The 25,062-nt window shown below is 59.4% G+C and carries 24 protein-coding genes; 15 read left to right on the forward strand and 9 right to left on the reverse strand.

The window, feature by feature from the left end; translation table 11 throughout:
• The coding region (locus HX873_RS11965; RefSeq protein WP_177122711.1) for a formyltransferase at positions 1 to 707 on the reverse strand (707 nt) is incomplete at its 3' end.
• Positions 704 to 1,738 (reverse strand): undecaprenyl-phosphate 4-deoxy-4-formamido-L-arabinose transferase, encoded by a 1,035-nt coding sequence (arnC, locus tag HX873_RS11970; protein ID WP_003217633.1) that lies wholly within the window; start codon positions 1,736 to 1,738, stop codon positions 704 to 706. The genes arnC and HX873_RS11965, both read right to left, overlap by 4 nt.
• Positions 1,739 to 2,206: 468 nt before the next feature.
• Here arnC and HX873_RS11975 point away from each other — a divergent pair, with 468 nt between their 5' ends.
• The 3 genes from HX873_RS11975 to HX873_RS11985 all read left to right on the forward strand — a co-directional run bounded on the left by HX873_RS11975 (position 2,207) and on the right by HX873_RS11985 (position 4,353).
• The gene (locus HX873_RS11975; RefSeq protein ID WP_023658829.1) at positions 2,207 to 2,995 is read left to right on the forward strand and encodes a M949_RS01915 family surface polysaccharide biosynthesis protein; all 789 of its coding nucleotides are present in this window, start codon (positions 2,207 to 2,209) and stop codon (positions 2,993 to 2,995) included.
• A 103-nt stretch (positions 2,996 to 3,098) separates the two neighbouring features.
• Positions 3,099 to 4,013, forward strand: a complete 915-nt coding sequence (gene xerC, locus HX873_RS11980) for a tyrosine recombinase XerC (protein ID WP_087692998.1) — start codon at positions 3,099 to 3,101, stop codon at positions 4,011 to 4,013.
• 115 nt (positions 4,014 to 4,128) lie between these two features.
• Complete coding sequence (locus tag HX873_RS11985) at positions 4,129 to 4,353, forward strand: DUF2188 domain-containing protein (protein ID WP_003217639.1); 225 nt, start codon at positions 4,129 to 4,131, stop codon at positions 4,351 to 4,353.
• 119 nt (positions 4,354 to 4,472) lie between these two features.
• Here HX873_RS11985 and HX873_RS11990 read toward each other — a convergent pair whose 3' ends face one another.
• Together HX873_RS11990 and HX873_RS11995 are read right to left on the reverse strand one after the other, a co-directional pair.
• Positions 4,473 to 5,330 (reverse strand): SDR family oxidoreductase, encoded by an 858-nt coding sequence (locus tag HX873_RS11990; protein WP_003217640.1) that lies wholly within the window; start codon positions 5,328 to 5,330, stop codon positions 4,473 to 4,475.
• A 99-nt stretch (positions 5,331 to 5,429) separates the two neighbouring features.
• Positions 5,430 to 5,702 carry a DUF2790 domain-containing protein gene (locus HX873_RS11995; RefSeq protein ID WP_102369062.1) on the reverse strand — a complete coding sequence of 91 codons (273 nt, stop codon included), beginning with the start codon at positions 5,700 to 5,702 and terminating at the stop codon, positions 5,430 to 5,432.
• 229 nt (positions 5,703 to 5,931) lie between these two features.
• On the opposite strand from HX873_RS11995, the gene HX873_RS12000 reads away from it, so the two are divergent.
• The 9 genes from HX873_RS12000 to HX873_RS12040 all read left to right on the forward strand — a co-directional run bounded on the left by HX873_RS12000 (position 5,932) and on the right by HX873_RS12040 (position 16,223).
• On the forward strand, positions 5,932 to 8,853 hold the full coding sequence (locus HX873_RS12000; RefSeq protein WP_087692995.1) for a TonB-dependent receptor: 2,922 nt from the start codon (positions 5,932 to 5,934) through the stop codon (positions 8,851 to 8,853).
• 169 nt (positions 8,854 to 9,022) lie between these two features.
• Positions 9,023 to 9,784 carry a GntR family transcriptional regulator gene (locus HX873_RS12005; protein ID WP_177122712.1) on the forward strand — a complete coding sequence of 254 codons (762 nt, stop codon included), beginning with the start codon at positions 9,023 to 9,025 and terminating at the stop codon, positions 9,782 to 9,784.
• Positions 9,781 to 11,511 (forward strand): fumarate reductase/succinate dehydrogenase flavoprotein subunit, encoded by a 1,731-nt coding sequence (locus HX873_RS12010; protein ID WP_008433417.1) that lies wholly within the window; start codon positions 9,781 to 9,783, stop codon positions 11,509 to 11,511. Before HX873_RS12005 ends, HX873_RS12010 begins: the two co-directional genes overlap by 4 nt.
• A gap of 39 nt (positions 11,512 to 11,550) precedes the next feature.
• Positions 11,551 to 11,796: a ferredoxin family protein gene (locus HX873_RS12015; protein WP_003217650.1), complete on the forward strand. Its 246-nt coding sequence runs from the start codon at positions 11,551 to 11,553 to the stop codon at positions 11,794 to 11,796.
• A 122-nt stretch (positions 11,797 to 11,918) separates the two neighbouring features.
• Positions 11,919 to 13,325, forward strand: coding sequence for an ABC transporter substrate-binding protein (locus HX873_RS12020; protein WP_177122713.1), 1,407 nt, complete (start codon positions 11,919 to 11,921; stop codon positions 13,323 to 13,325).
• A 12-nt stretch (positions 13,326 to 13,337) separates the two neighbouring features.
• Complete coding sequence (locus HX873_RS12025; protein WP_003217654.1) at positions 13,338 to 14,120, forward strand: ABC transporter permease; 783 nt, start codon at positions 13,338 to 13,340, stop codon at positions 14,118 to 14,120.
• Complete coding sequence (locus tag HX873_RS12030; protein WP_177122714.1) at positions 14,120 to 14,959, forward strand: ABC transporter ATP-binding protein; 840 nt, start codon at positions 14,120 to 14,122, stop codon at positions 14,957 to 14,959. The genes HX873_RS12025 and HX873_RS12030 overlap by 1 nt, the downstream gene beginning before the upstream one ends.
• Positions 14,956 to 15,909 carry a HEAT repeat domain-containing protein gene (locus HX873_RS12035; protein ID WP_177122715.1) on the forward strand — a complete coding sequence of 318 codons (954 nt, stop codon included), beginning with the start codon at positions 14,956 to 14,958 and terminating at the stop codon, positions 15,907 to 15,909. Before HX873_RS12030 ends, HX873_RS12035 begins: the two co-directional genes overlap by 4 nt.
• Positions 15,906 to 16,223 carry a DUF971 domain-containing protein gene (locus tag HX873_RS12040; RefSeq protein ID WP_087692990.1) on the forward strand — a complete coding sequence of 106 codons (318 nt, stop codon included), beginning with the start codon at positions 15,906 to 15,908 and terminating at the stop codon, positions 16,221 to 16,223. Before HX873_RS12035 ends, HX873_RS12040 begins: the two co-directional genes overlap by 4 nt.
• On the opposite strand, the gene HX873_RS12045 is transcribed toward HX873_RS12040, so the two are convergent.
• Positions 16,208 to 17,413, reverse strand: a complete 1,206-nt coding sequence (locus tag HX873_RS12045) for a multidrug effflux MFS transporter (RefSeq protein WP_134326627.1) — start codon at positions 17,411 to 17,413, stop codon at positions 16,208 to 16,210. The genes HX873_RS12040 and HX873_RS12045 overlap by 16 nt on opposite strands.
• 198 nt (positions 17,414 to 17,611) lie before the next feature.
• Entirely contained in the window at positions 17,612 to 17,971 is a 360-nt protein-coding gene (locus tag HX873_RS12050) for a helix-turn-helix domain-containing protein (protein WP_008433396.1), read from the reverse strand.
• Between the two features lie 98 nt (positions 17,972 to 18,069).
• Between HX873_RS12050 and HX873_RS12055 the strand changes: the two genes are divergently transcribed.
• Together HX873_RS12055 and HX873_RS31775 are read left to right on the forward strand one after the other, a co-directional pair.
• On the forward strand, positions 18,070 to 18,819 hold the full coding sequence (locus HX873_RS12055; RefSeq protein WP_003217670.1) for an SDR family NAD(P)-dependent oxidoreductase: 750 nt from the start codon (positions 18,070 to 18,072) through the stop codon (positions 18,817 to 18,819).
• Between the two features lie 530 nt (positions 18,820 to 19,349).
• Positions 19,350 to 19,478 (forward strand): hypothetical protein, encoded by a 129-nt coding sequence (locus HX873_RS31775; protein ID WP_256349627.1) that lies wholly within the window; start codon positions 19,350 to 19,352, stop codon positions 19,476 to 19,478.
• A gap of 35 nt (positions 19,479 to 19,513) precedes the next feature.
• Here the strand turns inward: HX873_RS31775 and HX873_RS12065 are convergent, their stop codons facing one another.
• On the reverse strand, positions 19,514 to 19,852 hold the full coding sequence (locus HX873_RS12065) for a LysR family transcriptional regulator (RefSeq protein ID WP_087692987.1): 339 nt from the start codon (positions 19,850 to 19,852) through the stop codon (positions 19,514 to 19,516).
• A gap of 1,046 nt (positions 19,853 to 20,898) precedes the next feature.
• Complete coding sequence (locus HX873_RS12070) at positions 20,899 to 21,543, reverse strand: glutathione S-transferase family protein (protein ID WP_025854740.1); 645 nt, start codon at positions 21,541 to 21,543, stop codon at positions 20,899 to 20,901.
• Positions 21,544 to 22,451: 908 nt separating this feature from the next.
• Between HX873_RS12070 and HX873_RS12075 the strand changes: the two genes are divergently transcribed.
• Complete coding sequence (locus HX873_RS12075) at positions 22,452 to 23,348, forward strand: LysR family transcriptional regulator (RefSeq protein WP_025854739.1); 897 nt, start codon at positions 22,452 to 22,454, stop codon at positions 23,346 to 23,348.
• 137 nt (positions 23,349 to 23,485) lie between these two features.
• Here the strand turns inward: HX873_RS12075 and HX873_RS12080 are convergent, their stop codons facing one another.
• A complete protein-coding gene (locus HX873_RS12080; RefSeq protein ID WP_087693021.1) occupies positions 23,486 to 25,033 on the reverse strand; it encodes an MFS transporter in 1,548 nt (515 codons plus the stop codon).
• Positions 25,034 to 25,062: the final 29 nt, after the last annotated feature.

Genomic DNA, 25,062 nt, shown 5'->3' on the forward strand with positions numbered 1-25,062 from the left:
GCGCAGAAGGCACCCGGGTACGGTTGGGTAACGGCGCGAACCAGGTTGAACAGCTCTTCAGCCGGTTTTTTCCAGTCCAGCTTGCCGTCCGCTGCGGTGCGACGACCGAAGTAGGTGGCCTTGCTTTCGTCCTGGGCAGTTTCGGTCAGCTTGCCTTGCGCCAGTTGCGGCAGGGCGTCGCGCAGCAGGTTGGTGGCGGCGTCACGCAGTTTGGCGTGCAGGGTCAGGCCGGTGTCGGTGCGCTCGATCACGACTTTCTGCTGGGCCAGGATCGCGCCGGCATCGGCACGCTTGACCATGCGGTGCAGGGTCACGCCGGTTTCGGTTTCGCCGTTCACCAGCACCCAGTTGGCCGGTGCGCGGCCACGGTACTTAGGCAGCAGGGAGCCGTGCAGGTTGAACGCGCCTTTCTTGGCGGTGGCCAGCAGGGCTTCGCTCAGCAGGTTGCGGTAGTAGAACGAGAAGATGTAGTCCGGGTTCAGCTTGGCGATGCGCTCGATCCACAGCGGGTGGTTGGCGTCTTCCGGGGCGTGTACCGGGATGCCATTGCGGGCGCACAGCTGGGCGACGGAACCGTAGAAATTGTTTTCCTTGGGATCATCGGCATGGGTGAACACGGCAGCAATTTCGTAACCCGCATTGAGCAGGGCTTCAATGCCAGCACAGCCAATATCGTGGTAAGCGAAGACAACAGCTTTTGAATTCATGACGAAACCTGATCGGAAGGAGAAGTAGAGGTGTGGGAGGACGTCAGGCCGTCGACCGTAAAGGTCTCGGCCGGTGCTGCCGGTTGGTTGCGCAGCACTTTTTCGATAAAGAACCGTGGGCGGGCCCGCACATCGCTGTACATGCGGCCCAGGTATTCACCCAGGAGGCCCATGCCGATGAACTGGCCACCGGTGAACACGAACAATACGGCGAACAGCACGAACATGCCGTCGCCGGCCCAACCGGAACCGAAAGCGATACGCAGCACGATCAGTGCAAAGGCGAAGAGCATGCCCAGGGCCGCCAGGCTGAAACCGACGATGCTCAACAGGCGCAATGGCGTGGTGGTCATGCAGGTCAGCAGGTCGAACATCAGGCTGATCAGGCGCATCGGGCTGTATTTGGACTCGCCGTGTTCACGCTCGGCGTGATGCACCAGGATTTCCGTGGTGTGGCGCGCAAAGCTGTTGGCCAGGATCGGGATAAAGGTGCTGCGCTCGCGGCAGGCCAGCATGGCGTCGACGATGGTGCGGCGATAAGCACGCAGCATGCAGCCGTAGTCGCTCATGGCCACGCCGGTGGAACGTTGCACGGCGAGGTTGATCAGGCGCGACGGCCAGCGGCGGAAGGCCGAGTCCTGGCGGTTGTTGCGTACGGTGGCAACCACGTCATAGCCCAGGGCGGCCTGTTCGACCAAGCGCGGGATTTCTTCCGGCGGATTTTGCAGGTCGGCGTCCAGGGTGATCACCACGTCGCCCCGGCAATGCTCGAAGCCGGCCATGATTGCGGCGTGCTGGCCGTAGTTGCGGTTGAGGATCACCGCCACCACGTTGCTGCCTTCGAGCGCGGCGGCGTCTTCCAGCAATTGCGCGGAGTTGTCGCGGCTGCCGTCGTCCACCAGGATGATTTCGTATTCGTAAGCCAGTTGTTTGCAGGCGGCCATGGTGCGGCGCAGCAGTTCAGGCAGGCTTTCTTGTTCGTTGTAGACCGGGATAACGATCGACACGCAATGAATTGGATAGGGTTTCAAAGATTCATTACCTCGGGGGTTAGAGCAACTTGGAGCGTAAAGACAGCAGTTATCGTCAGCCTCGGATGCCGGGCATCCGATCAAAGATAGCGTTGATTTGTGGCATTCATTCGACAGTCCTGACAGGTCACAGTGGGTCTTCCATGGCTTACGTGAGTAAAGACCAAAATGCTCAAAGGTAAAGCGGAATCAACGAGTTAACCTGCAAAGTACGGTTCGTTCTCAAGTCGTGCCGCCAAGATTAAGCGCAAAAATGTTCAACGAATATGAAACGCAGATGAAAAAGTCGTTTTTTTGGCAGGTAGACAGCTAGGGTTCAGGTAAACAGCAGAAGCACGGACAACGCTGTGCCGATGAGGCGAGAAGGGCCGGTAGCTTTTTCCGCGCGCGGGCTGGTTCCTGAAGAATCTTCTCTGCAATGCCGCGCAAGTGCCGGTAAAGTAAGCCATCTCTTGCCAGGGCAGTCGGATGAATAGCGTGCAGCGTTTACGGCCAATGTTGATGGTGTTGTTGATGACGGTGGCCTGGGCCACGAGTGTGCGGGCCGATGACGGCGTGGCACTGACGTCCATCGACCAGGTGCCCGATGGCGTAGAAGTGCGGGGTAAACAGGTCGGCGCCTTCGTCTGGAGCGACAAACAGGGCAAGAACCTGTTGGTACTCGCAGAGCAAGTCAGCGAACGCGACGACGACGGTGCGCAGTCGGCCTTTGTCTACGCCGCCCAGTACCTGCTCGACGGTGACCGGCCCAAGCGCCTGTGGATGCTCTACGACGACGTGCAGCATTGCGAGTTCGATGCCGGCGCGCACTTCAACAGCGACGCCACCCGGGTCACCGACCTGCTGGGCGATGGCATCAGCCAGGTCACCGTGGGGTATAGCCGCACCTGCACCAGTGACGTCAGCCCCAATGATTTCAAGCTGATCATGCACATCGGCAAGTCGCAGAAGTACCGCCTGCGCGGCATCGACCGCTATGGCGCCAGTTGGTGGGATGAAGACGCCGGCGCCCTGCAAGGCATGCCGTTGCCCAAGGATTGCAGCATCGCCGCCCAACAGGCGCTGGTCAGCCAGTACAAGGAGCAGGGTACCGAGCTGCCGCTTCCTGGCTGTTACGGCGACGAAGAAGATTTTGCCAAGGCGCCCAAACCGTACCTGGAGTTCATGCGCCAGCACTGGTTTGCCTTGATGCAGAAGCAGGACACCGACTGGAGCCAGCAGCAGACGCCAGCCCCGGCGGAAGACGATCAGGAATAGCCCCGGGGATTGACCTGCGCTAGACTCGGCGCTCGCCAATTCACTAAATATGTCGATTAAACAGATGGTTAGTCGACATATTTAATCCAAAGGCTGATCTACCTTGACTGAGTCTACCCGCAACCCGCTGACCCTCTATCTCACCCGCCTGGCGCCCTCCAGCCAGCTGACCATGCGCTACGTGCTGCAGGACGCCGCCGACCGCCTGGGCTTTGAAGACATCAACCTCGAAGACATCGACTGGCACCTGCTGCAGCCCGAACACGTCATGGCCCTGGTGGCGGTGCTGCGGGAAGACGGGTATGCGCCGAACACCTCATCGCTGTACGTCAACGCCGTGCGCGGGGTGATGAACGAAGCCTGGCGCATGAGCCTGATCAGCCAGGACCACCTGCTGAAGATGCGCTCGGTCAAGGCCATGGCCGGCACCCGCCTGAGCCAGGGGCGCAACCTGCGGCGTACGCTGATTCGTGAGTTGATGGAAGTCTGCGCCGCCGATCCGCGCCCCCAGGGCCTGCGGGATGCGGCGGTGATCGGGATCCTGTATGGCTCGGGCATGCGCAAGTCGGAATCGGTGAACATCGAGCTGGGCCAGGTCAACTTTGACGAGCGCAGCCTGCAGGTTACCGGCAAGGGCAACAAGCAATTGATCAAGTACGCACCGGCCTGGGCCTTTGCCAAGCTGGAGGCGTGGCTGGCGTTTCGCCGCAGCCAGTTGAAACCGGGTGAGCAGGACGACGGTTTCCTGTTCAACCGGATTCGCCGGGGCAGCCATATCACCCGCGAGCGCATCACCAAACACGCGATTTACTACATCGCCCGCCAGCGTGGGGAACAGGTCGGCGTGAAAATCATGCCCCATGATTTCCGCCGTTCGTTTATCACGCGGGTCATTGAAGAGTACGACCTGTCGATCGCCCAGAAGCTGGCGCACCACACCAATATCCAGACCACCGCCACCTACGATGTGCGCGACGACAATGAGCGGCGCAGGGCCGTGGATCGGTTTGACCTGTAGGGCCGCCCGTAACCTGGCCCGCCAACTGGCTTGAACTCTGCCCGGCAGCCGCGCTCGCAATAGTAGGGCGCGGGTTTTGCCGCGTGCCGTGTTTATTCAGTCGAAGGAGCAGACCATGGATACCTACAACATCAACAAGACCGGCACCGGTTGGGCGTTGACCAAGCAGGGCTCGGCACGGCCGTCGAAAACGGCAGAGACCAAGGAGGCGATCGTTGAGTTGGCGAAGGAGTTTCTCAGCGACAAGACGGCGTCGCTGAGGATTCACAGCATGGATGGGCGGATTCAGGAGGAAAGAACCTATCCGCGCAAGGCTGACCCGACACGATCTCCGGGCTGACCGAGCACCCAATGTGGGAGCGGGCTTGCTCGCGAAGACGTTGGATCAGTCACAGATGCATTGCCTGACACTCCGCCTTCGCGAGCAAGCCCGCTCCCACACTGGATTTGCATTCGACCCTAGAGAATCGGTTTGCCGCCCGTCACCGCATACCGCGAGCCCGAGATGTAACTCGCCTCATCCGACGCCAGCAACACATAGATCGGCGCCACTTCCACCGGCTGGCCTGGGCGGCCCAGCGGTGTTTCGCTGCCAAAGCTGTTCACGTCTTCGTCCGGCATCGTCGAGACAATCAACGGCGTCCAGATCGGCCCCGGCGCCACGCTGTTCACGCGGATGCCCTTGCTGCCCAGCAGTTGTGCCAGGCCACCGGTAAAGTTCGCAATCGCGCCCTTGGTGGCGGCGTATGCCAGCAACGTTGGCTTGGGCATATCGGAATTCACCGAGCTGGTATTGATGATCGACCCGCCGGCCTTCATATGCGGCAACGCCGCCTTGCAGATGCGAAACATCGCGGTGATGTTGATATCGAAGGTCTTGACCCATTCCTCGTCGGGTATCTCTTCGAGGGTCTCGTGGGTCATCTGGAATGCGGCGTTATTGACCAGCACGTCGATCCGCCCGAACTGCTCGACGGTCTGGTCGACAATCGCCTGGCAGTTGGCTTTTTGCGCGAGGTCGCCGGGCAGCAACAGGCATTGGCGGCCGGCTTCTTCAACCCAGCGTGCGGTTTCCTTCGCGTCCTCGTGTTCGTCCAGATAGGCGATGGCCACATCGGCACCTTCGCGGGCAAAGGCAATCGCCACGGCGCGGCCGATACCGCTGTCGGCGCCGGTGATCAGGGCGATCTTGTTGGCCAAGCGGCCGGAGCCGGTGTAGCTCTTCTCGCCGCAGTCGGGATAGGGGTCCATCTTCTTCTGCGAACCGGGAACGGATTGGGCCTGGCTGGCGAAAGGTGGGCGTGGGTAGTCAGTCATCTCAATCTCCATAGATCACAACGGGTTCTATGGATTAGTGATTTTCAGCTGCCGGATAGTTGTAATCGATGCCGGCCGAGCCCGACGAATGGTTTGCGCTCAACCGTGCTGGCAGGCATCGCCCAGGCGCATGTAGTCCAGTTCATGACGCACGCCGTGGCTGTCGATGTAGACCATATGACCCTTGACCGGCCCGCACTCGGTGGAGGATTCGGTACTGACGCGCACCACCTTGGCGATGTCCAGGTCCTGGGAATAGTCGTACGCCTCGCTGGCGGGGGTGTTGGCACTCACAGTGGGTACCGGGGTTTCGCCCTGGGCGAAGGCAAGTGTGCTGAACAGGCCCAGCACGGCGATAAGCAGATAACGCATGAGAACCTCCGACACCACGAAGGTGGTGGCTTGACTGTGGGGTTCATTCTACAAAGCACCTGGCGCGGGGATGAACGCTTGCGGGCCAATAGAAGACATCAGCCAAATCGATGCAGCAAGCCTCTTATAACCGGTTATAAACTCATAGCATCTTCGCCTAAACGCAGCCCTATAAATATCCGTCTGCCGTTGCTCATCCCTGTAGACACATACAACAGGGAGTTCCTCGATGTTTTTATTCAAACAACAACTACCAAGGCTGACGCTGACGGCGGCGCTGGCGATGGGCGTGTGCACGACATCGGTGATGGCCCAGGAAGTGGCCGGCCAGGTGTTCACCTTCGATATCGCTGGCGGCCCGCTTGATACGGTGCTGCTGGATATCTCCCGGCAGACCGGGGTGATGATTTCGTTCAATCAACAGTGGGTGCAGGGCAAGCGCAGTGCCGCCATCCGCGGCGATTTGGGCAGCCTGCAAGCGGTGGACAAGGCGTTGCAGGGCAGTGGCCTGCAAGTGAGCGACAGCGAACAGGGGCTGACGGTGCATCCAGCACCCGTGACGTCCACCAGCGTCGCACCGGCCGAGGGCAAAAGTACTGATTACCGCCTGGAAAAAGTCACGGTGACCGGCTCGGCGATTCGCCGGGTGGACGCGGAAACGGCAGTGCCGGTAACCATCCTGCGGGTCGAGCAATTGCGCGAGCAGGGTGTGAGCACCACCGAGGAGTTGATCAACCGCATTTCGGCCAACCAGTCTGCCGTTGGCTCCGGGCGTTCGGTGGGTTCCAGCAGCGGCGGTGCGGCGTATGCCGACTTGCGCGGGATTGGCGCGAACAAAACCCTGGTGCTGCTCAATGGCCGGCGCCTGAGCAACAACGCCGTCAACACCACCAACGGTTCCGGGGTGGACTTGAACACCATCCCGTTCGCCGCCATCGACCGCGTGGAAGTCCTGCGCGATGGCGCCTCGGCGCTGTATGGCACCGACGCGATTGGCGGGGTGATCAACTTCATTACCAAGACCAGCCTCACCGGTGGGCAACTTTCCACCAACTACGATTCGCCCACACGCTCCGGCGGCGGCGACAGCCATAACTTCAGTGGCAGCTACGGTTTCGGCGATCTTGAAGAGGACCGCTTCAACGTGTTCGGCGTGGTCAGCTACGACAAGCAGACGCGCCTGGCGGCCAAGGACCGTGACTTCACCTACAACTATCAGCCCGGTCGCGGCCTGGATTTCACCTCCGGCACCGCCGCGCCGGCCAACTGGAGCCAGGGCAGCAACGCGACCAACCCGCTGGCCGGCTCCGGTTGCAATTCCCCCGGGCTGCTGTCACGCAATGGCATCTGCCGCCAAAGCCTGTGGAGTTACCTGGACCTAGTGCCGGAAACCGAAAAAACCTCGGCCTTTGCCAAAGCCACCGGCAAGCTGGCCGATGACCATACCGTCAGCCTCGAATACTTCTGGGCGCGCAACGAAAACCGTACACAGATTGGCCCAGGCACCCTGATGGGCGCCCAGGTCAATCCGGGTACGCCTTTCTATCCGGGCAACGGCATCACCCCGGGCCCCACGGGTTTCGCCCTGGACCCGACACAGCCGGTAGACGTGAACTGGCGTGAAACCGATGCCGGCGCGCGCAAGCACGAAGATGACAACACCAGCCAGCGGCTGCTGCTGAGTTTCGAAGGTAATGTGGCGAACTGGGACTACAACGTCGGCGCGTCCTACAACCAGAACAAAGTGGTGCAAACCATTCTTGACGGCTATGTAAACGACCAGACCATCAGCCAGGGGATTGCCAACGGTGTGATCAACCCGTTCGGGCCGCAGAGTGAAGCGGGCAGGGCGTTGCTCGCCTCCAGCCGCGTCGATGGCGATTACGCCACTGCCGTGGGCCGAGTGAAGAGTATCGACGGGCGCGTAAGCCGTGAAATCGGTGACTGGTTCGGTGCGGGGCCGACGGGCCTGGCGCTGGGCGGTGAATATCGCAAGGAGGATTTCCACCAGGATTTCGCCCAGTTTGCCGAGACCGTGCAGAGCCTGGGCGTAGACCCCAATGGCGCGGTGCGCGGCAATCGCAGCGTGTCGGCCGAGTACGCCGAGGTCAACGTGCCGGTGCTCGAAAGCCTGGAGCTGTCTGCCGCCGTGCGTCATGACAAATACAGCGACTTTGGCAGCACCACCAACCCGAAATACTCGTTCCGCTTCCAACCGTTCAAGGAACTGGTGGTGCGCGGTGCCTACAGCGAAGGCTTCCGTGCGCCGTCGCTGTATGAGTTGTACAACCCGACCTACACCAGCTACACCGTGGCCAACTACAACGACCCGCGCCTGTGCCCGGGCGGCACCCCGGCCAATGGCGGGATCGGCAACCGCGACTGCGCCCAGCAGTTCCGCCGGCAAAGCGGGGGCAACGGCAGCTTGAGCCCGGAAACCGCACGTAACGTGACCTTTGGTTTCGTGTTCCAACCGATCGAGCGCCTCAGTGCCGGCCTGGATTTCTGGTGGATCACCATCGCCAACCAGATTGCCGAATTTCCTGAGTCGTCGGTATTCGATGACCCGGATGCCTACGGCGACCGCTTGATCCGCAAGGCGGATGGCTCCATCGATCACATCGTTACCGGCCTTGCCAACCTGGGTAAGACCAAGACCAACGGCGTGGATGTGAGTTTCGACTACCGCTTCCCGAGCACCGCCATCGGTGACTTCGGCATCGGCCTGCAAGGCACCTACGTCAACGAATACAAATACCAGCAGGAGCTCAAGGGCGACTACATCGACAAACTCGGTGATTTCCGTGGCGGCGAGTTCTCCACCGCTGGCGCCGTTGCGCGTTGGCGCCACAGCCTGACCGGCACCTGGGCCCGCGGACCGCTGGGCGTCAGCCTGACCAACCGCTACACCAGTGGCTATCACGACTCGGACCCCGACACTCACGACTCTGTAGGCTCTTACAACGTCTGGGACCTGGCGGGTACCTACAACTGGAGCAAGTCCCTGGCCGTCACGCTGGGCGCGAAAAACCTGTTTGACCGCGCGCCGCCGTTCAGCAACCAGACCTATGCGTTCCAGAGCGGGTACGACCCGAAATACGCCGACCCGTTTGGCCGCATCCTGTATACCCGGGTCAGCTATAACTTCTGATTGTTCATCCGCTTCAGACACTGCTCTATAAAACAGGCGGATCCACTGCACCCATCCCGTAGGTGCAGCGGGATTCGCCGGTCCATAACCTTATTCCAAAACGGTATTTCCAGGCTTTTCATAAGACTCCTTATGATCACGTCATAACTCGTTATGACAAGTGGTCCTGATGAACGAATCAAGCGTCGCCTTATCCCCTCTGTCCAGCGTTCCGCTGCATGCCCAACTGCGGGACCTGCTACGCAGCCGCATCCTTGATGGTGAGTACGCGCCGAACACCCAGATGCCTTCCGAGAGCGAACTGGGCGCGCGCTTCAAAGTCAGCCGCATCACCGTGCGCCAGGCCCTGGGTGATCTGCAAAAGGAAGGCCTGATCTACAAGATCCACGGCAAAGGCACCTTTGTTTCCAAACCCAAGGCTTATCAGAACGTCAGCACCCTGCAGGGGTTGGGCGAGTCTATGACCGAGCGCGGCTATGAAGTGATCAACCGCCTGCGCAGCTACCGCTTCGTGCCCGCCGACAAGCTGGTGGCCGAGCGCCTGGGCGTGGAGGAGGGCAGCACTGTCGCGCAGATCAAGCGGGTACGGCTGATCAACCGCGAACCGGTGTCGCTGGAAATCACCTACCTCAGCCAGGCCCTGGGCGAACGCCTGGAAAACGCCGACCTGGTGACCCGCGACATCTTCCTGATCCTGGAGAACGACTGCGGCTTGCAACTGGGTCACGCCGACGTGGCAATAGACGCGGTACTCGCCGACAGCGAGCTGACCCAGGCGCTGAACGTCGAGGCCGGCTCGCCGATCATGCGCATCGAACGCCTGACCCACACCGCAGACGGTCAGCCCGTGGACTTCGAACACCTGTATTACCGTGGCGACGCGTTTCAGTATCGCCTGCGCATCGACCGTCAGCGAGGTAGCCGCCCGTGAGCCGCCAAACCCTGGAACTGGAATACGACATCGTGGTGATCGGCGGCGGCACAGCCGGCCCCATGGCGGCGATCAAGGCCAAGGAGGCCAACCGCGATCTGCGCGTATTGCTGATCGACAAGGCCAACGTCAAGCGCAGCGGCGCCATCAGCATGGGCATGGACGGCCTCAACAACGCGATCATTCCCGGCCACTCCACGCCGGAGCAGTACACCAAGGAAATCACGATTGCCAACGACGGCATCGTCAATCAGGCGGCGGTGTACGCCTACGCGACCCACAGTTTTGAAACCATTGAGCAGTTGGACCGCTGGGGCGTGAAGTTCGAGAAGGACGAAACCGGCGATTACGCGGTGAAGAAAGTCCATCACATGGGCGCCTACGTGTTGCCGATGCCTGAAGGGCACGACATCAAGAAGGTGCTGTATCGCCAGCTCAAGCGCGCCCGGGTCAGTATCACCAACCGCCTGGTGTGCACCCGCTTGCTGACCGACAGCGAAGGCGCGGTGAATGGCGTGATGGGTTTTGACTGCCGCACTGCGGACTTCCAGGTGATCAAGGCCAAGGCGGTGATCCTCTGCTGCGGCGCGGCCGGCCGCCTGGGCTTGCCGTCCTCGGGTTACCTGATGGGCACCTATGAAAACCCGACCAATGCCGGCGACGGCTACGCCATGGCCTACCACGCCGGAGCCGAACTGGCGAACCTGGAGTGCTTCCAGATCAACCCGCTGATCAAGGATTACAACGGCCCGGCATGCGCCTATGTCACCGGCCCCTTGGGCGGCTACACCGCCAACAACAAGGGTGAACGCTTCATCGAGTGCGACTACTGGAGCGGGCAGATGATGTGGGAGTTCCACCAGGAACTGGAAAGCGGCAACGGCCCGGTGTTCCTCAAGCTCGATCACCTGGCGGAGGAAACCATCCAGAACATCGAGCAGATCCTGCACAGCAACGAGCGCCCCAGCCGTGGCCAGTTCCACGCCAACCGGGGCACCGACTACCGCAGCCAGATGGTCGAGATGCATATCTCCGAGATCGGCTTTTGCAGCGGGCATTCGGCGTCGGGCGTGTGGGTCAACGAGCGCGCGGAAACCTCGGTCAAGGGCTTGTATTCAGCGGGCGACATGGCGGCGGTGCCACATAACTACATGCTCGGCGCGTTCACCTATGGCTGGTTTGCCGGCACTAACGCGGCAAGCTTTGTGGCCGGGCGCGAATTCAGCGCGGTGGATGCCCGGCAAGTGGCCGCCGAGCAGGCTCGGGTCTATGCGCCGCTGGACCGCGAAACCGGTCTGCCGCCGGCCCAGGTCGAGTACAAGCTGCGGCGCTTCGTCAACGATTACCTGCAGCCGCCCAAGGTCACCCGCAAGATGGAAATCGGCTTGCAACGCTTCGCCGATATCGAGCGCGACCTGGACCAGATGAAGGCGCACAACCCCCATGAATTGATGCGCGCCATGGAAACCAGCGTGATCCGCGACTGCGCCGAAATGGCTGCCCGCGCCTCGCTGTACCGCGCCGAAAGCCGCTGGGGCCTGTACCACTACCGGGTCGATCACCCGCAACGCAACGACGCCGACTGGTTCTGCCATTGCCACCTGAAAAAGGGCGACGACGGGCAGATGGTCAGCTTCAAGAAACCCGTCGAGCCCTATGTGATCCCGTTGGATGCCGAAGAGATGCAGGCTTACGACCGCCTGCGCGTAGGGGCTGACGCCGCCTGAATGTGCCTCCCAAGCTCGCTCACCACAGGACACCGTGAAATGGCCTATCAGCCCCAGGAAATATTCTTCCGCTCCAACGCCCCGGTAACGGTGGACGAGGACAAGTGCATCGCCGAAAAAGGCTGCACGGTCTGCGTCGACGTGTGCCCGATGGACCTGTTGGCGATCAACCCGGCAACGCAGAAGGCGTACATGGCGTTCGATGAATGCTGGTACTGCATGCCCTGTGAAAAAGATTGCCCCACCGGCGCAGTCAAGGTCGAGATTCCGTACCTGTTGCGCTGAGACCTGCCGCAAACGCCATCCGCCAACCCCGGACGCAGCCCTAGCCACACCCCCTCGTTTCCCACCGCGCCAGACCGTGGCGGAGACGATTCCTTCAACCATGATTCGAGGGGAACTACCCAATGTTATTGCGCGCAACCCTGGCCGGCCTGGTGCTGGCTTGCTTGAGCCTGTCGGCCCAGGCACAAACGATTCGGGTGGCCATCGGCACCCAGGACACCACCATCAACTGTGCCGCGGGCGGCTTGCTGATCCGCGAGCTGGGGCTGCTGGACAAATACCTGCCGCACGACGGCAAGTACAAGGACGCGACCTACGACGTGCAGTGGAAAAACTTCACCAGTGGCGCGCCGCTGACCAATGAAATGGTCGCCGGCAAACTGGACTTTGGCGCAATGGCCGACTTCCCCGGTGCCTTCAACGGCGTAGCGTTCGAGGCGGCGGGCAAGCACAGCCTGTTCATCAGCGTGTTGTCGGGCAGCATCAAGGGCAGCGGCAACGGCATTGTGGTGCCGGTCGCTTCCAGCGCCCAGTCCCTGGCCGACCTCAAAGGCAAGACGATTTCCGTGCCGTTCGCCTCCACGGCCCATGGCATGTTGCTGCGCGCTGTTGCGGCCCAGGGCTGGGACCCGCTCAAGGACGTCAACATCATTGCCCAGGCGCCCGAAGTGGCAGGCTCGGCGTTGCAGGCCAACAAGATCGACGCCCATGCCGACTTTGTGCCGTTCGGCGAACTGTTCCCCAACCGTGGTTTCGCCCGCAAGATCTACGACGGCTCGCAATCCAACACCCCGACGTTCCACGGCGCGCTGGTGGACGAAAGTTATGCCAAACAGTACCCGGAAGTGGTCGTCGCCTACCTGCGCGCGAGTATCGAGGCCAATCAGTTGCTGGCCGCAGAGCCGGAGAAGTACAGCGAGCTGATCGAAAAAGTCACAGGCGTCGAAGCCGAGGTCAACTACCTGTTCCATGGCCCGCTGGGCGTGCAGACCCGTGACTTGAGCTGGAAGCCCGAATACCGCCAGGCCGTGGGCACCGCGATCGACACCCTCAAGCTGCTGAAAAAGGCCGACCGTGGCCTGGACCTCAATACCTTTATCGATGACCAGTACATCCGTGCCGCGTTCAAGGCCTCGGGCCTGGACTATGCGGCGCAATTGGGCAACTACGCCCAGGCGCCGCTGAAGGCCAACGACGCCCTGAGCGGCGCGCCGATCACCGACTGGAAACACGTCGCGCAAATCTGGGTCAAGGGTGAGCCCAAGGTGCGCGATTACGCGTCGGCCGAGGCGGCGTTCACCGCGCTGGACAGCCTGAACAAACAAGGCAAGGCGGTGCGCGCCGTGTATGCCCAGGCCGAAGACAGCGGCATCAAGCTGCTGGCGAGCCAGGCCTGGTTTGCGACCAACCAGCACGGCCAACTCAGTGCATTCCTGCTCAAGGGCCAGGCGCAGCAATTTGCCCAGGCCCAGGGCGGCAAGGTGTTCAATTTCACCGACGCCGGCGCGCAGGCCGTTGCCGGTCGCTGAGGGAGCGTGTTCATGACAAGCACCCCATGGCGCTGGCTGCCCAAGGCCGCTTCCTTGCTGTTGTGCCTGCTGTTCTGGCAGTTGGCGGCCAGCCAGCACTGGAACCTGTGGCTGGTGACGTTTGCCAATGTGCCCACGCCGGGCTCCGTGGTGCAGGCTGCCCTGGGGCTGGCGGACTCGGGCAAGCTTGTGCGGCACTTGAGCGCAAGCCTGACCCGGGTGTTCGAGGGCTACCTGGCGGCCGCGCTGGTGGGGATCGGCCTGGGCATCGCGATTGGCCGCTGGAAGTGGGCGGAAGACCTGCTGTTGCCGCCGCTGGAGGTGATCCGGCCGATCCCGGCGGTGGCCTGGATTCCGCTGGCGATCCTGATGTTCCCGTCGTCGGAGCTGTCGATGATCTTCATCACCTTCACCGGCGCGCTGTTTCCGGTGCTGCTCAATACGGTGCATGGCGTGGAAGGCGTCGATCCTCGGCTGATCGCCTCGGCGCGCAGCCTGGGGGCAGGGCGCCGGGCGATCCTGCTGGAGGTGATTTTGCCGGGCGCCGCGCCGAGCATCATCACCGGCCTGGCGATTGGCATGGGCACTTCGTGGTTCTGCCTGGTGACAGCGGAAATGATCTCCGGCCAGTACGGTATCGGCTATTACACCTGGGAGTCCTACACCATCCAGAACTATGCCGACATTGTCGTTGGCATGCTGTTGATCGGCGTGCTGGGCATGGGCAGCAGCCTGTTGGTCAAGCGTCTCGGCGCACTGTTCACTCCCTGGCATCGACCACGAGGTAAAGCCTGATGAGTCATCTTGAAGGCCGTGTCGACATACGCGGCTTGTCCATTGTATTGGGCGAACAGCAGCAGGCATTCGAGGCGGTGAAAGCCCTGGATTGCAGGATCGAGCCGGGGCAGTTCGTGTGCATCCTCGGCCCGTCCGGGTGTGGCAAATCGACCTTGCTCGGCGCGCTGGCCGGGCATCTCACGCCAAGCCAGGGCACGCTGGAAATGGATGGCCAGCCGGTTGCCGGGCCGTCCCAGCAACGGGGCATGGTGTTTCAGCAACACACACTGTTCCCTTGGCGTACGGTGCGCGAAAACGTTGCCTTCGGCCTGAAGATGCGCGGCGTAGGCAAGGCCGAGCGCCTGGCCGCCGCCGATGAGATCCTTCACCTGGTGGGCCTGGAAGGTTTTGCGGAGCGCTGGCCCAACCAGCTGTCGGGTGGCATGCAGCAGCGGGTGGAAATTGCCAGGGTGTTGATCAATCGTCCCGGCCTGCTGTTGATGGATGAGCCGTTCGGCGCGCTGGATGCCCTGACCCGCATGAAGATGCAGGCCTTGCTGCTGGACATCTGGACGCGCATCCGCACCACCGTGGTGTTTGTCACCCATGACATCGACGAAGCGCTGTTCCTGGCCGACCGCATCCTGGTCATGAGCCCGCACCCCGGGCGCATCATTGAGGATTTCCAGCTGACTTTTCCAAGGCCGCGCAGCACCGAACTGATGACATCGCCGGAATTTACCCACCTCAAGCGCCATTGCCTGGAGCTGCTGCACCACGAAGATGGTCGCCAGTTACCACGGCTGAACCCGCTCGGGCTACCCAACGATCACCCAAGACCGCGATTTGCCATATGACCTATGAAACCGAAAACCCCGACATCCGCGCCCTGCGCCCCCGACTGCAAGCGCCGGACGCCGGCATGCGCCGGATCGCCCTGATTGACCTGGCTGACCTGGAAGACCCCGACGGCCTGGTGTGGCTGGTGGAAAGCCTGCGCCACGACCCGGCCACCGACGTGCGCGCCCAGGCTGCCAGCCTGCTGGAGGCGTGGGAAGAAGACGCAGTGGTCGAGGCGCTGTGCCAGGCGCTGACCGACACTGAAGCGTCGGTACGTGATGCCGCCGCCCAGAGCTTGAGCGTACTCAAGACGACGCAGGCGGGCCGGCTGTTATTGCCATGGGCCACCCACGCCGACGTCAGCGTGCGCACGGCAATCTTCCGTGCCCTGCGCGAGTTGCGCCTTGAAGCGGCGGCGCCGTCGGCAATGCTGGCGCTGAGCGATACCGATGCGGGGGTGCGCCGCGAAGCGGTCGGTGTGCTCGGCTGGCTCAAGCACCTGCCGGCATTGGAGGCCCTGGCGAGGTTGGCCAGCAGCGATCCGGACACCGAGGTCCGGCGTGCCGCCACCGGCGCCCTCGGCCTGGCCAGTGATGAACGGGTACTGCCGGCGCTGTATGAAGCGTTGCAGGACGCCACCTGGCAAGTACGGGAAGAGGCCGCGACCACCTTGGGCAAAGTCGGTAGCACCCGCTCGGGCGACGCCTTGATCACGGCGCTGGCCGATGACTACTGGCAAGTCCGCCTGCGCGCTACCCGCAGCCTTGGGCGCCTGCGGTATGCACCGGCGTTGCCGGCGCTGCTCCTGACGTTGGGCCACAGCATCAGCAACCTGCGCAAGGAAGCCGCCCTGGCGCTGGGCGAGTTGGGCGACCGACAGGCTCTTGGCCCGCTGCGTGATGCGGCCGACGATGGCGACCCGGAAGTACGCAAGGCGGTGCGCATTGCCCTGGCACAACTGCAATGAACAGTGCACCGAACGGCATTGGCCGCGATGATGATGGGCGCTTGAGGCTGGAATGGCGCGACGGCGTGCAATGGATCGACCACGCTCGCCTGCGCCGTGAATGCCCGTGCTCGCAGTGCCGGGCCTTTCGGTTGAGAGGCACGCCGCCGCTGGTGTCGGACCGTGTCCGGGTGCTGGAGGTCCATCCCCAGGGGTATGGCGTGCAGTTGATCTTCAGCGATGGGCACCAGCGGGGGATTTACCCGTGGGCTTATTTGGCAGCAATGGGGCTCCAGACCGGGGCGCCAATCTCCGCTGGTCAGGTGCGCGACTGAGGTTGCAGGTGTGCCGGCAGGCGGCGCAGCGTCCACCACACCGTCAGCATCGCTGCCACGGCGCTGAGGGCGATGCCGATCAACATCGGCGCCGGTGTGTGGTCTGCGAACAGGCCGGCCAGGGACATGGCTACGGCGGCGGTGATCATCTGGATCGCGCCCAACAGCGCCGAGGCCGAACCGGCCACGGCACCGTGATCTTCCAGGGACAACACGCCGGCCGCCGGCAACAGCAAGCCGAGAAAGCCAAAGCCAATAAACAGCAGTGCCATCATTAACGGCAGGCTGTTGCCCCACAGTGTGGTAAGTGCCAGCAAGGCCATGACCGTTGCCACGCCCGCCACCGACCAGCGAATCAACGGCGCGAGGCCGAAGCGTGCACTCAAGCGCGCGGTCAACTGGCTCAGGGCAAAAAACGACGCCGCGTTGAGGGCAAAGCACAGGCTGAATTGCGTTGGCGTGAGCCCGTAGTATTCGATGTAGACGAATGGCGCGCTGCCGATGAACACGAAGAATGTCGCAAGGCCAAAACCGCCCACTACCGACAACCCGGTAAACACCGGATCACGCAGCAACGCGCCGTAGCTGCCGAACGCATTGCCCAGGGTCTTGCCCAGGCGGCGTTCGGCGGGGTGGGTTTCCGGCAATTGCACGGCGGTCATGATCAGGCACAGCACTGCGGCCACACCCAGTACCCAAAACACTTCGCGCCAGCTCCACACTGCAATGATCACGCTGCCGGCCAGCGGTGCGAGAATCGGTGAAATGCTCACCACCAGCATCAGCAACGCCATCAGGCGCGCGGCTTCATGGCCGGTGTACAAGTCACGCACAATCGCCCGTGGAATCACCATCCCGGCGCAGGCGCCAAAGGCCTGCAACGCCCGGAAGCCGATCAGCACCTCGATGGAGGGGGCGAGGGCGCAACCAATGCTGGCCACGATGAAAATCGCCAGGCCGGCATAGATCGGCGGCTTGCGCCCGAACACATCGCTGATCGGGCCGTAGAACAGCTGGCACACACCGATGATCATGAAGAACACCGTCAGGCTCATCTGCACCGCGGCAGGCGAGGCATGCAGGCTGGCGCCGAGTGTCGGCAACGCCGGCAGGTAGCTGTCGATGGCAAACGGGCCGACGGCGGTGATCAACCCCAGCAGCAGGGCGAGGTGGGCGATACTTCGAGACATGGTGGTTCCGGGCGGCGGTAAAAAAGAGGGGCCAGCTTAGTGATCGCCCTCGGCGCATACAAGCCGGTGTTTACAGACTCGCTACAGAGTCACCAGCGGCAGGGTGTCGTGAATAGGCAATGGATACGGGAGATAGACGTAAAGTATTGATTTAACTCAACTAAATATCCATTTAGTCGAGTTGGATATTTCGCGAATTTAAGGCTGGGCGAGGGCGGTCGCTCGGCGCTCACTGATGCGTTCAACCGCCAGCATATGGTCGGTGCCCCATTGGCAAAGCGGCCCCAATGCCTGGGCCAGCGAGCGTCCGAAGGGAGTCAGGGAGTATTCGACCTTTGGCGGTATCTCCTTGTAGTCGATGCGCGCGATGATCTCATCGCGTTCCAGCTCCTTCAATTGCTGGATCAGCACCTTGTCCGTCACGCCGCCAACGGCGCGCCGCAGTTCGCCATAACGGTGAACTTCATGGGCCAGGTGGTACAGGACCAACGGTTTCCATTTCCCGCCAATCACCGCCAGGGCGGCGTCGAGCCCGCAGTTAAAGGTGCTGTTTGACATGTTTTTGCCCTCAGGCTGGGTACTTACCAAAAGGTGCATACTATTCAAAACAATAGCGCAGATCTACGCTTGGGCCTCAACATTTGAGGGAAACACTCATGAGCAGGCTCAACGGGAAAATCGCCATCGTCACCGGTGGCAACAGCGGGATCGGCTTGGCCAGCGCCATACGCTTTGCGGCCGAAGGTGCACAGGTCGTTATCGTGGGACGCCGCCAGGATGAACTGGACAAAGCCTTGGTCCTGATCGGGCATGACGCGATCGCGATCCAGGGCGACATTTCAAACCTGCGTGATCTTGAGCGGGTATTCGCGCAGATCAAAGCTGACAAAGGTCGTGTAGATGTGTTGTTCGCCAATGCGGGCCTTGGGGATCTGGAGCCCATTGGTGCGATCACGGAGGAATCGTTTGATCGCACCTTTGGCGTGAACGTGAAAGGCACGTTGTTCACCGTACAGAACGCGTTGCCATTGATGAGCGCCGGTGGCTCGATTGTGCTGACAGGTTCGACGACGGCCTCGATGGGCACCGCAGCGTTCAGCGTCTACAGCGCGTCGAAAGGCGCACTGCGAAACTTCGCAAGAAGCTGGGCGCTGGATCTGCAAGGCACAGGTATTCGCGTGAACGTGCTTTCACCTGGGCCGACAACGACACCGGGTTTGGACAGAGCGCTATCAGGTACCGGCCAGAAGGATGCGATTGTCGATTCGATGGTTACGCGTGTACCGCTGGGTCGTATGGGGCAGCCAGATGAAGTGGCGAATGCGGCATTGTTCCTGGCATCGGATGAGAGCAGCTTCATGACGGGCAGCGAGATGTTCGTGGATGGCGGTTTCGCTCAGGTGTGATCCAGGCTCATCGACCAAATCGAGACAGGCTGGGTTTGGTCGATGAGGAGCGTGGTGCACTGGTTGAAATCTGGCTGGCACTGACCCTGATAACGGATCATATGATTACGCATAATGTATATTATGTTAAACGACAGGTCATGTCATAGATGTTCATGAGCTACCTAAGGCGCTGATTCGACAAACCCACTTCTGGTGTCCATTCTCTCAACGGGCCATGTCCTTCATGTTCATGGCAAGTTATTCAATGAGGTGGCTGCCGATGAAGCTGATTCAGTGCCGTTTCTCTTCTGGTCAGCGTGTACCGATGCTCGTGCAAGCTGGTAATGCGGCTCCGTTGCCCAAACTCGTTCCGTTCATCTACGTCCAACTCAAACTCAGGCACCGCGCTTACAATACGGCTCACGTGTTTTTATTATTGGTTGAGTGCGCCAGATGTCGGAGTACGGCGCCATACTTGATCAAACTGCTTCTGATTACCCGATCCGGGCGAATGCGCCTATAAGATCGACTGCATGTCGTAGCTCCCTATGGGCACGGACAATGCCTTGCTGGACATCTCCGAAAGCATTCCTCTGGTTGTGGACGTCGTGGCCCGTAATGCCGGTGTGCCCGGTCTGCGCTTCACTGACCGCCACGGCAACGAACTGCCTTGGTAACCGTCCAAATCCCCCTGCGGTTGGAGGCTGAGGAACTACAAAAAATCATCACTCCATGATGACTGTGAACTCGTCTCTTCATCTGGAAGAGGCGGATGACGCCCCGTTATTACAGCTTCAATACAGCTAAACGCAGGCATCAAATTTTCTGCGATCTCTACCGCTTTTCCTGTTGGGCGCACTCCTCTACCTGTCCGAAGAAATAATGGATCGTCAAAGTGCGATCTCAATCGAGCGAGAGAACCACTCACGGCAGGTTGCCCTACCTTCATTAGAACTGCGGCGCGCGAGACACTTCGCTCACGATATAGCACTAAAAACGTCACCATCAGGTTGAGGTCGACGTTATGAAAAATTTTCTCATTGATCGCCATAGTCCTCTTTTCCTCTACTATTCAGTTTATTGTTTTTTCTGGCACGGAGATGATTACGATGATGCTTGCGGCTTGAAAGCAACTGCCTTTTTTGTACTAGCAACTACCCCACCGAACTGCGTCGGTCAGTCATCAGCTTTCACGCCAGATTCATCGCAACCTAAAATAATTGTGCGGTGGATAATGAAATGGATAAACCGTGAAAAATGAGACGCTTAGTCGTAGCAAAAGCGACAATTTACTTGAAGCTTACTTGTTTTCGATATCAGGACTAATGATATTTACTCAGGGCAAAAAAAAGCCGCCTATGAATAGGCGGCAAAAACCAAAGGACGATGAATGAAGCCTCTACCAAGAGTAAAATTGACAGAAGCACATCGGGATGTTGATCCAAGCAGAATCCTACTCGCATCTTGCGCCGCGCACCATAAATCCCGTCAATATAAAAAATCAAAACAACTTATTTTATTTTTGGCGATTTGCAAAAATACCAAAACAAACAATACGACGATATCTCCAGGGCTAATAACACGACTCAAACATCCCCCCCCTCCTCGATCGCCGTTCGATAATCTTTTTCCTGGCGGCCTTAACCTGAGAGGCCAGTTCTGGAAAATATGATGAGTGCTTTAGAGCAAGAGCGCCTGAGCTGAATCTGCAGAGTGCTGGCTCAGTTCTTTCTTCTTTGTAGGCAGGAGGCATCGATAGCGAGGGCAGTTCATGGTTTAACGCCAGCGAGGAATACAAAGTTATTGTCAGTGTTATCAACGTAAGGAAGCTGCGGCAACCATCGCCACTCAACATTTCGAGTGTGCCGTTTAAGGTCAGGTGGTAGTGCAGATGAAGGCCATCATCGAAACAGGTGGTGAAATCGTCCTTTTGACACACTGCAACTGAGAGACAATTTGTAGCTGACACTGCCACGGCCTCCTCTCCTCCGCGGCATGACAGCAACCGCGGGACTGCCTTTGCTTAGAACATAAATACGATCAAAAAAATGGGCCGTGGTTATCACCACGACCCATCGCCTACTTGCGTGTCAGCGATCAGGCAGTTGCTCGTGCCTTATGGATAGCCACGATTTCAGCTTCATCCTTCAGCGCCTTTTGAACGGATGGACGAGCGTCTACACGCGCTTTCCAGGCGTTCAGGTTTTCCAGATGGCCGATCTCGGTGCCCGAGCGTTCGTGCCACAGGGTGGCCCAAACATAGGCGTCAACAACCGAGAAATTATCGCCTAGCAGGTACGCACGTCCGTCAGCCAGACGGGTGTCCAAGGTGGTGTATGCGGCGACCAGTTTTGCACGAGTCCACTCCGTGCCGAAATCGGTCATTAGTTTGCGCATCAGAGGGATATGCTTCTGTGCAATCTCGGTGGCGATGAAGGTCAGCAATTGGTCGACCTTGACGCGTTCCAGGGTGCCACGCGTTGGGATCAGACCGAATTCAGGATGCTGGTCAGCCAGGTAGGAAGTAATAACGATCGTTTCGGTGATTTTGTCCTGCGAATCATTTTCCAGGGCCAGAACCGGAACGTACAGGAGTGGGTTGGCCTCGGCGAAAGATTCACCATTGGAAGTGGTTTGGTCGAAAACGTTGAAGTGAACCAGTTCAGGATTCAGACCAATTTCGTTGGCGATGATCTGAACGGCTTGGGAGCAGGTTTGATCGGCGATGTACAACTTAGTCATGATTGCATTCCTCGGGGAGTCAGTTGTTTTTCCGCGCCCTGAATCCGGGCTGGTGAACAAAGTCTGAGCTTCCCTCTGAGGATGATAAACAGCCGGCAACGATACGCTCTGTAGCTTGCACAGCTACAATCAGCCCACCGTTTGATAAAGCGTCGGGTGATCGTCGCTGCCTTGTACCGGCGGGTCTTCTTATATGATGGGAGAACGTGAAAAAATGAATACGGACGTGAGCTTTCCAAGCGTCGATCACAGAACGTCTGAAACCAATCATTGAATCCATATGGGAGACAGTCTGTGTCCAAAAAAGCGCTTATTCAGATTTAAATAACCTATATAGTCGGTGCTGAAACTCGATTCTCAGGTAATCACGCGAAATAGGCCCACTGCCTTTGAGCTCGATACGCCGAATAACACAAGCACGCAGAGACCTCTGTCAGCGCAAAGCTTAGGTACGGCTTTGGGCTTCTATTAAAAATAGCGCCCCACTCCAGACAAAGAAAGTCAACTCAACAAAACTATTACTCATTCAAAAAAGTCCCGCGCGCTTGCGGACCTGAAAACCAAAATAGCGCAACCGAGGGCCGTCTACGAGACCGAGCCTGCAACCGATCCCGAAGCATTTCGTCTGAAACTATTCTAATAAAAATTACGGTATCAAAAAATCGTAAGCAATGATGCTTTCAATTAATATTAGATAAAACCCTAAAACTTTTCACAAAGAAAAAACTTTAAGATATAGCAAGCGCACTAGCTTTTTTTACCGAACGTCTTTAGCTCCGCCATTGTGAGATGGTACCGCACTATCGAGATAAAAAATCTCAAACCGCCTTTTGAAAAATGAGCCATAGTAAGTCAAGCGATAGTTGTGTACGTATCGACATGAATAGACAGATTATAGAGAGACTGTAATGGAACGAGCCGACACCTCCTTTCCGGACATAGCCGCCTTCGTCGGCGTCGCACAGACCGGTAGCTTTACCCGAGCTGCTGAAAATCTTTCAACGAGCAAATCCAACGTAGGCAAGGCGGTTCAACGACTGGAGATCAGGCTGGGTACCAAGCTCTTCCAGCGTACCACCCGTGCCGTACGTCTAACTGAAGATGGCGAAACTTATCTGAACGCGGCCATCGCGGCGCTGGATGGCCTTCGGGATGCGGCTCGCGAGTTAGCCGCAAGAAAAGATGAGCCAATGGGCCGCGTTCGCCTGGACATCCCGTCTGGGTTTCGCCAGTTGTTTCTTCCAACCATCTCCGAACTTCGTCAGCGCTACCCACAGGTGACGCTGGAGTTGTCCATGACCGATCGCATGTCGGACGCAGTGGGTGAAGGCTGGGATATTGTAGTTCGTGCGGGGGAGTTGCCGCAGGACAGTGAAATGACTGTGCGCAAGCTCTGCAATATCACACTCAGTCTGTACGCCTCTCCCGACTACCTGGCCCGTCATCCGCCGATTGAGTCAGCGGCCGATCTGGTCAACCACGAGGCGGTTATTTTTCGGGGGTTTACTGGTCGGCTGCGTCCCTGGTCGATTACCGATAATGGCCATGTTCGAGAGTTTTCGCCGACGCCGGTTTTGATTGTTTCAGATGGGCAGGCCGTTATTGACTCCACGGTTATTGGGCTCGGCATTGCCCAAATTTATGACAAGGTTGCTCAACCCTATGTCGATTGCGGCAAGCTTGTCCGCGTACTCACTGCTGTTGACTCACCGGGCCCTCCTGTCCATGCCCTCATACCCTTGGGCAGTCGTATGCCGGCAAAAACCCGAGCGGTGCTCAACTACCTGGCGGATCGTCTGCGTTAGCGTGATGACTTGTCGCATCCTGCTCTTGATCCAGGCTCGCCAAACGCAAAAAGCCCTGAAGCAGAAAGGGATCTTCTGCTTCGGGGTCTGAGCACATCGGGTTATTGCCGCTTCAAGGCGGGCAACTGTTTTGATGCCTAGGCAGCTTCGCTGGCAGCGCCACCTGCAACCGCACGATTCTTGCTCAACAATCCAAGAACCACAGCCGCAGAAGCCAATGTGATGATGGTCAGGATATGCAGCAGGTACTGAAATGCAGAGGCATACCCTTGTACCAGACGCTCATTGGCCAGACCTGGAACGGTGTTGATGGCATGGGCCATATCACCGGTGGTAACGCGATGCGCGGCTTCTGCAATAAGCGATGCATCAGCGCTCCCTGCAACCACCTGTACCGCTTCTGAAAGGTTGGTATGCAGCAACGAAGCCAGCATCGCAGCCACGCTTGCCAGGGCGATGCCCTCACCCGCGACACGCACCGTGTTGAAAATGCCAGCCGCCATACCCGCGCGCTCTTTTGGTACGACGCTGACCGACAGGCCGTCCATCAAGCCCCAAGGCAGACCTGCCCCGATACCGATCAACAGCATGGGGCCAACCAGACCAAACTTCGGCTCGCCAATGTTATACAGGCTCAACCAGTGCAGCCCCACGGCAGCGATCAGGAACCCCACGCCCGAAAGAACGCCGGCGGAGATAAACCGCGTCATCGAGGCGGCCAGCATCGGTACTACCAACATTGGTGCAGACAGTGCCAGCAGCAGCAAACCGGCGTCGATTTCGCTCAGGCCTTCAACACCAATGAATCGCAACGGCAGCATCACGACCAGCACGATGTAGCAGTAGCAGGTGCCGATCGGCAGCATTTGCACGCCGACAAAACGCGGGAAGCGGAACAGCGTCAGATCCAGCATCGGGCGCTTGACGCGCATTTCAATCATCACGAAAACCACCAGCAATACCGCCGATGCACCCAACAGGCCAACCACTAAAGGGCTACCCCAACCGCTGTCAGGCGCTTGGATCACGCCAAATGTAAACAACGCCAGCACCGAACTGAAGGTAACGGTGCCGGGCCAGTCAAGACCTGTTGCGCCGGGGTCACGTGTCTCACGCATGCGCGGCAGGCCAAAGACCATGGCAATCACACCGATCAAAGCCGTGAACAGGAAAATCGCACGCCAGCTAAAGGCTTCGATCAACACGCCGGCCACCAATGGGCCGAATGCCAGACCGATACCGAAGGTCGTGCCCAGCATGCTGTACGCACGGGTGCGAGCATGACCTTCAAACTCTTGTGCAAGCGCAGCGGAGCCACTCGCCAGTGCAGCCGCACCGGCAACCCCTTGAATGGCACGCAGGATATCAAGCCAGAACACCGAAGGTGCCATGCTTTGGGCCAACGACGCAGCGGTAAACAGCATCATGCCGATGGTGAACAGGCGCTTGCGCCCATATACGTCAGCCAAAGCACCTGCAGCCATCAGTAAACTGCCGAAAGACAGCATGAAGGCATTGGTGATCCAGGTAAGCGCCACTGGACTTCCACCCAGATCCCGCCCAATCGCGGGCGTGGCAACTGCCCCTCCGGTAAAACTCAGTGGAAGTACCAAAGCGGAAAGACAAATCGCTGCAAGAATAAGCAGCTTGTCTTTCTCCCTGGCAACTCGGTCTGTTGATTTCATGATTTCACCGTAAGTGGAATGTGCGCAGC

Source organism: Pseudomonas sp. P7758 (assembly GCF_013386485.1).
Classification (GTDB): Bacteria; Pseudomonadota; Gammaproteobacteria; order Pseudomonadales; family Pseudomonadaceae; genus Aquipseudomonas.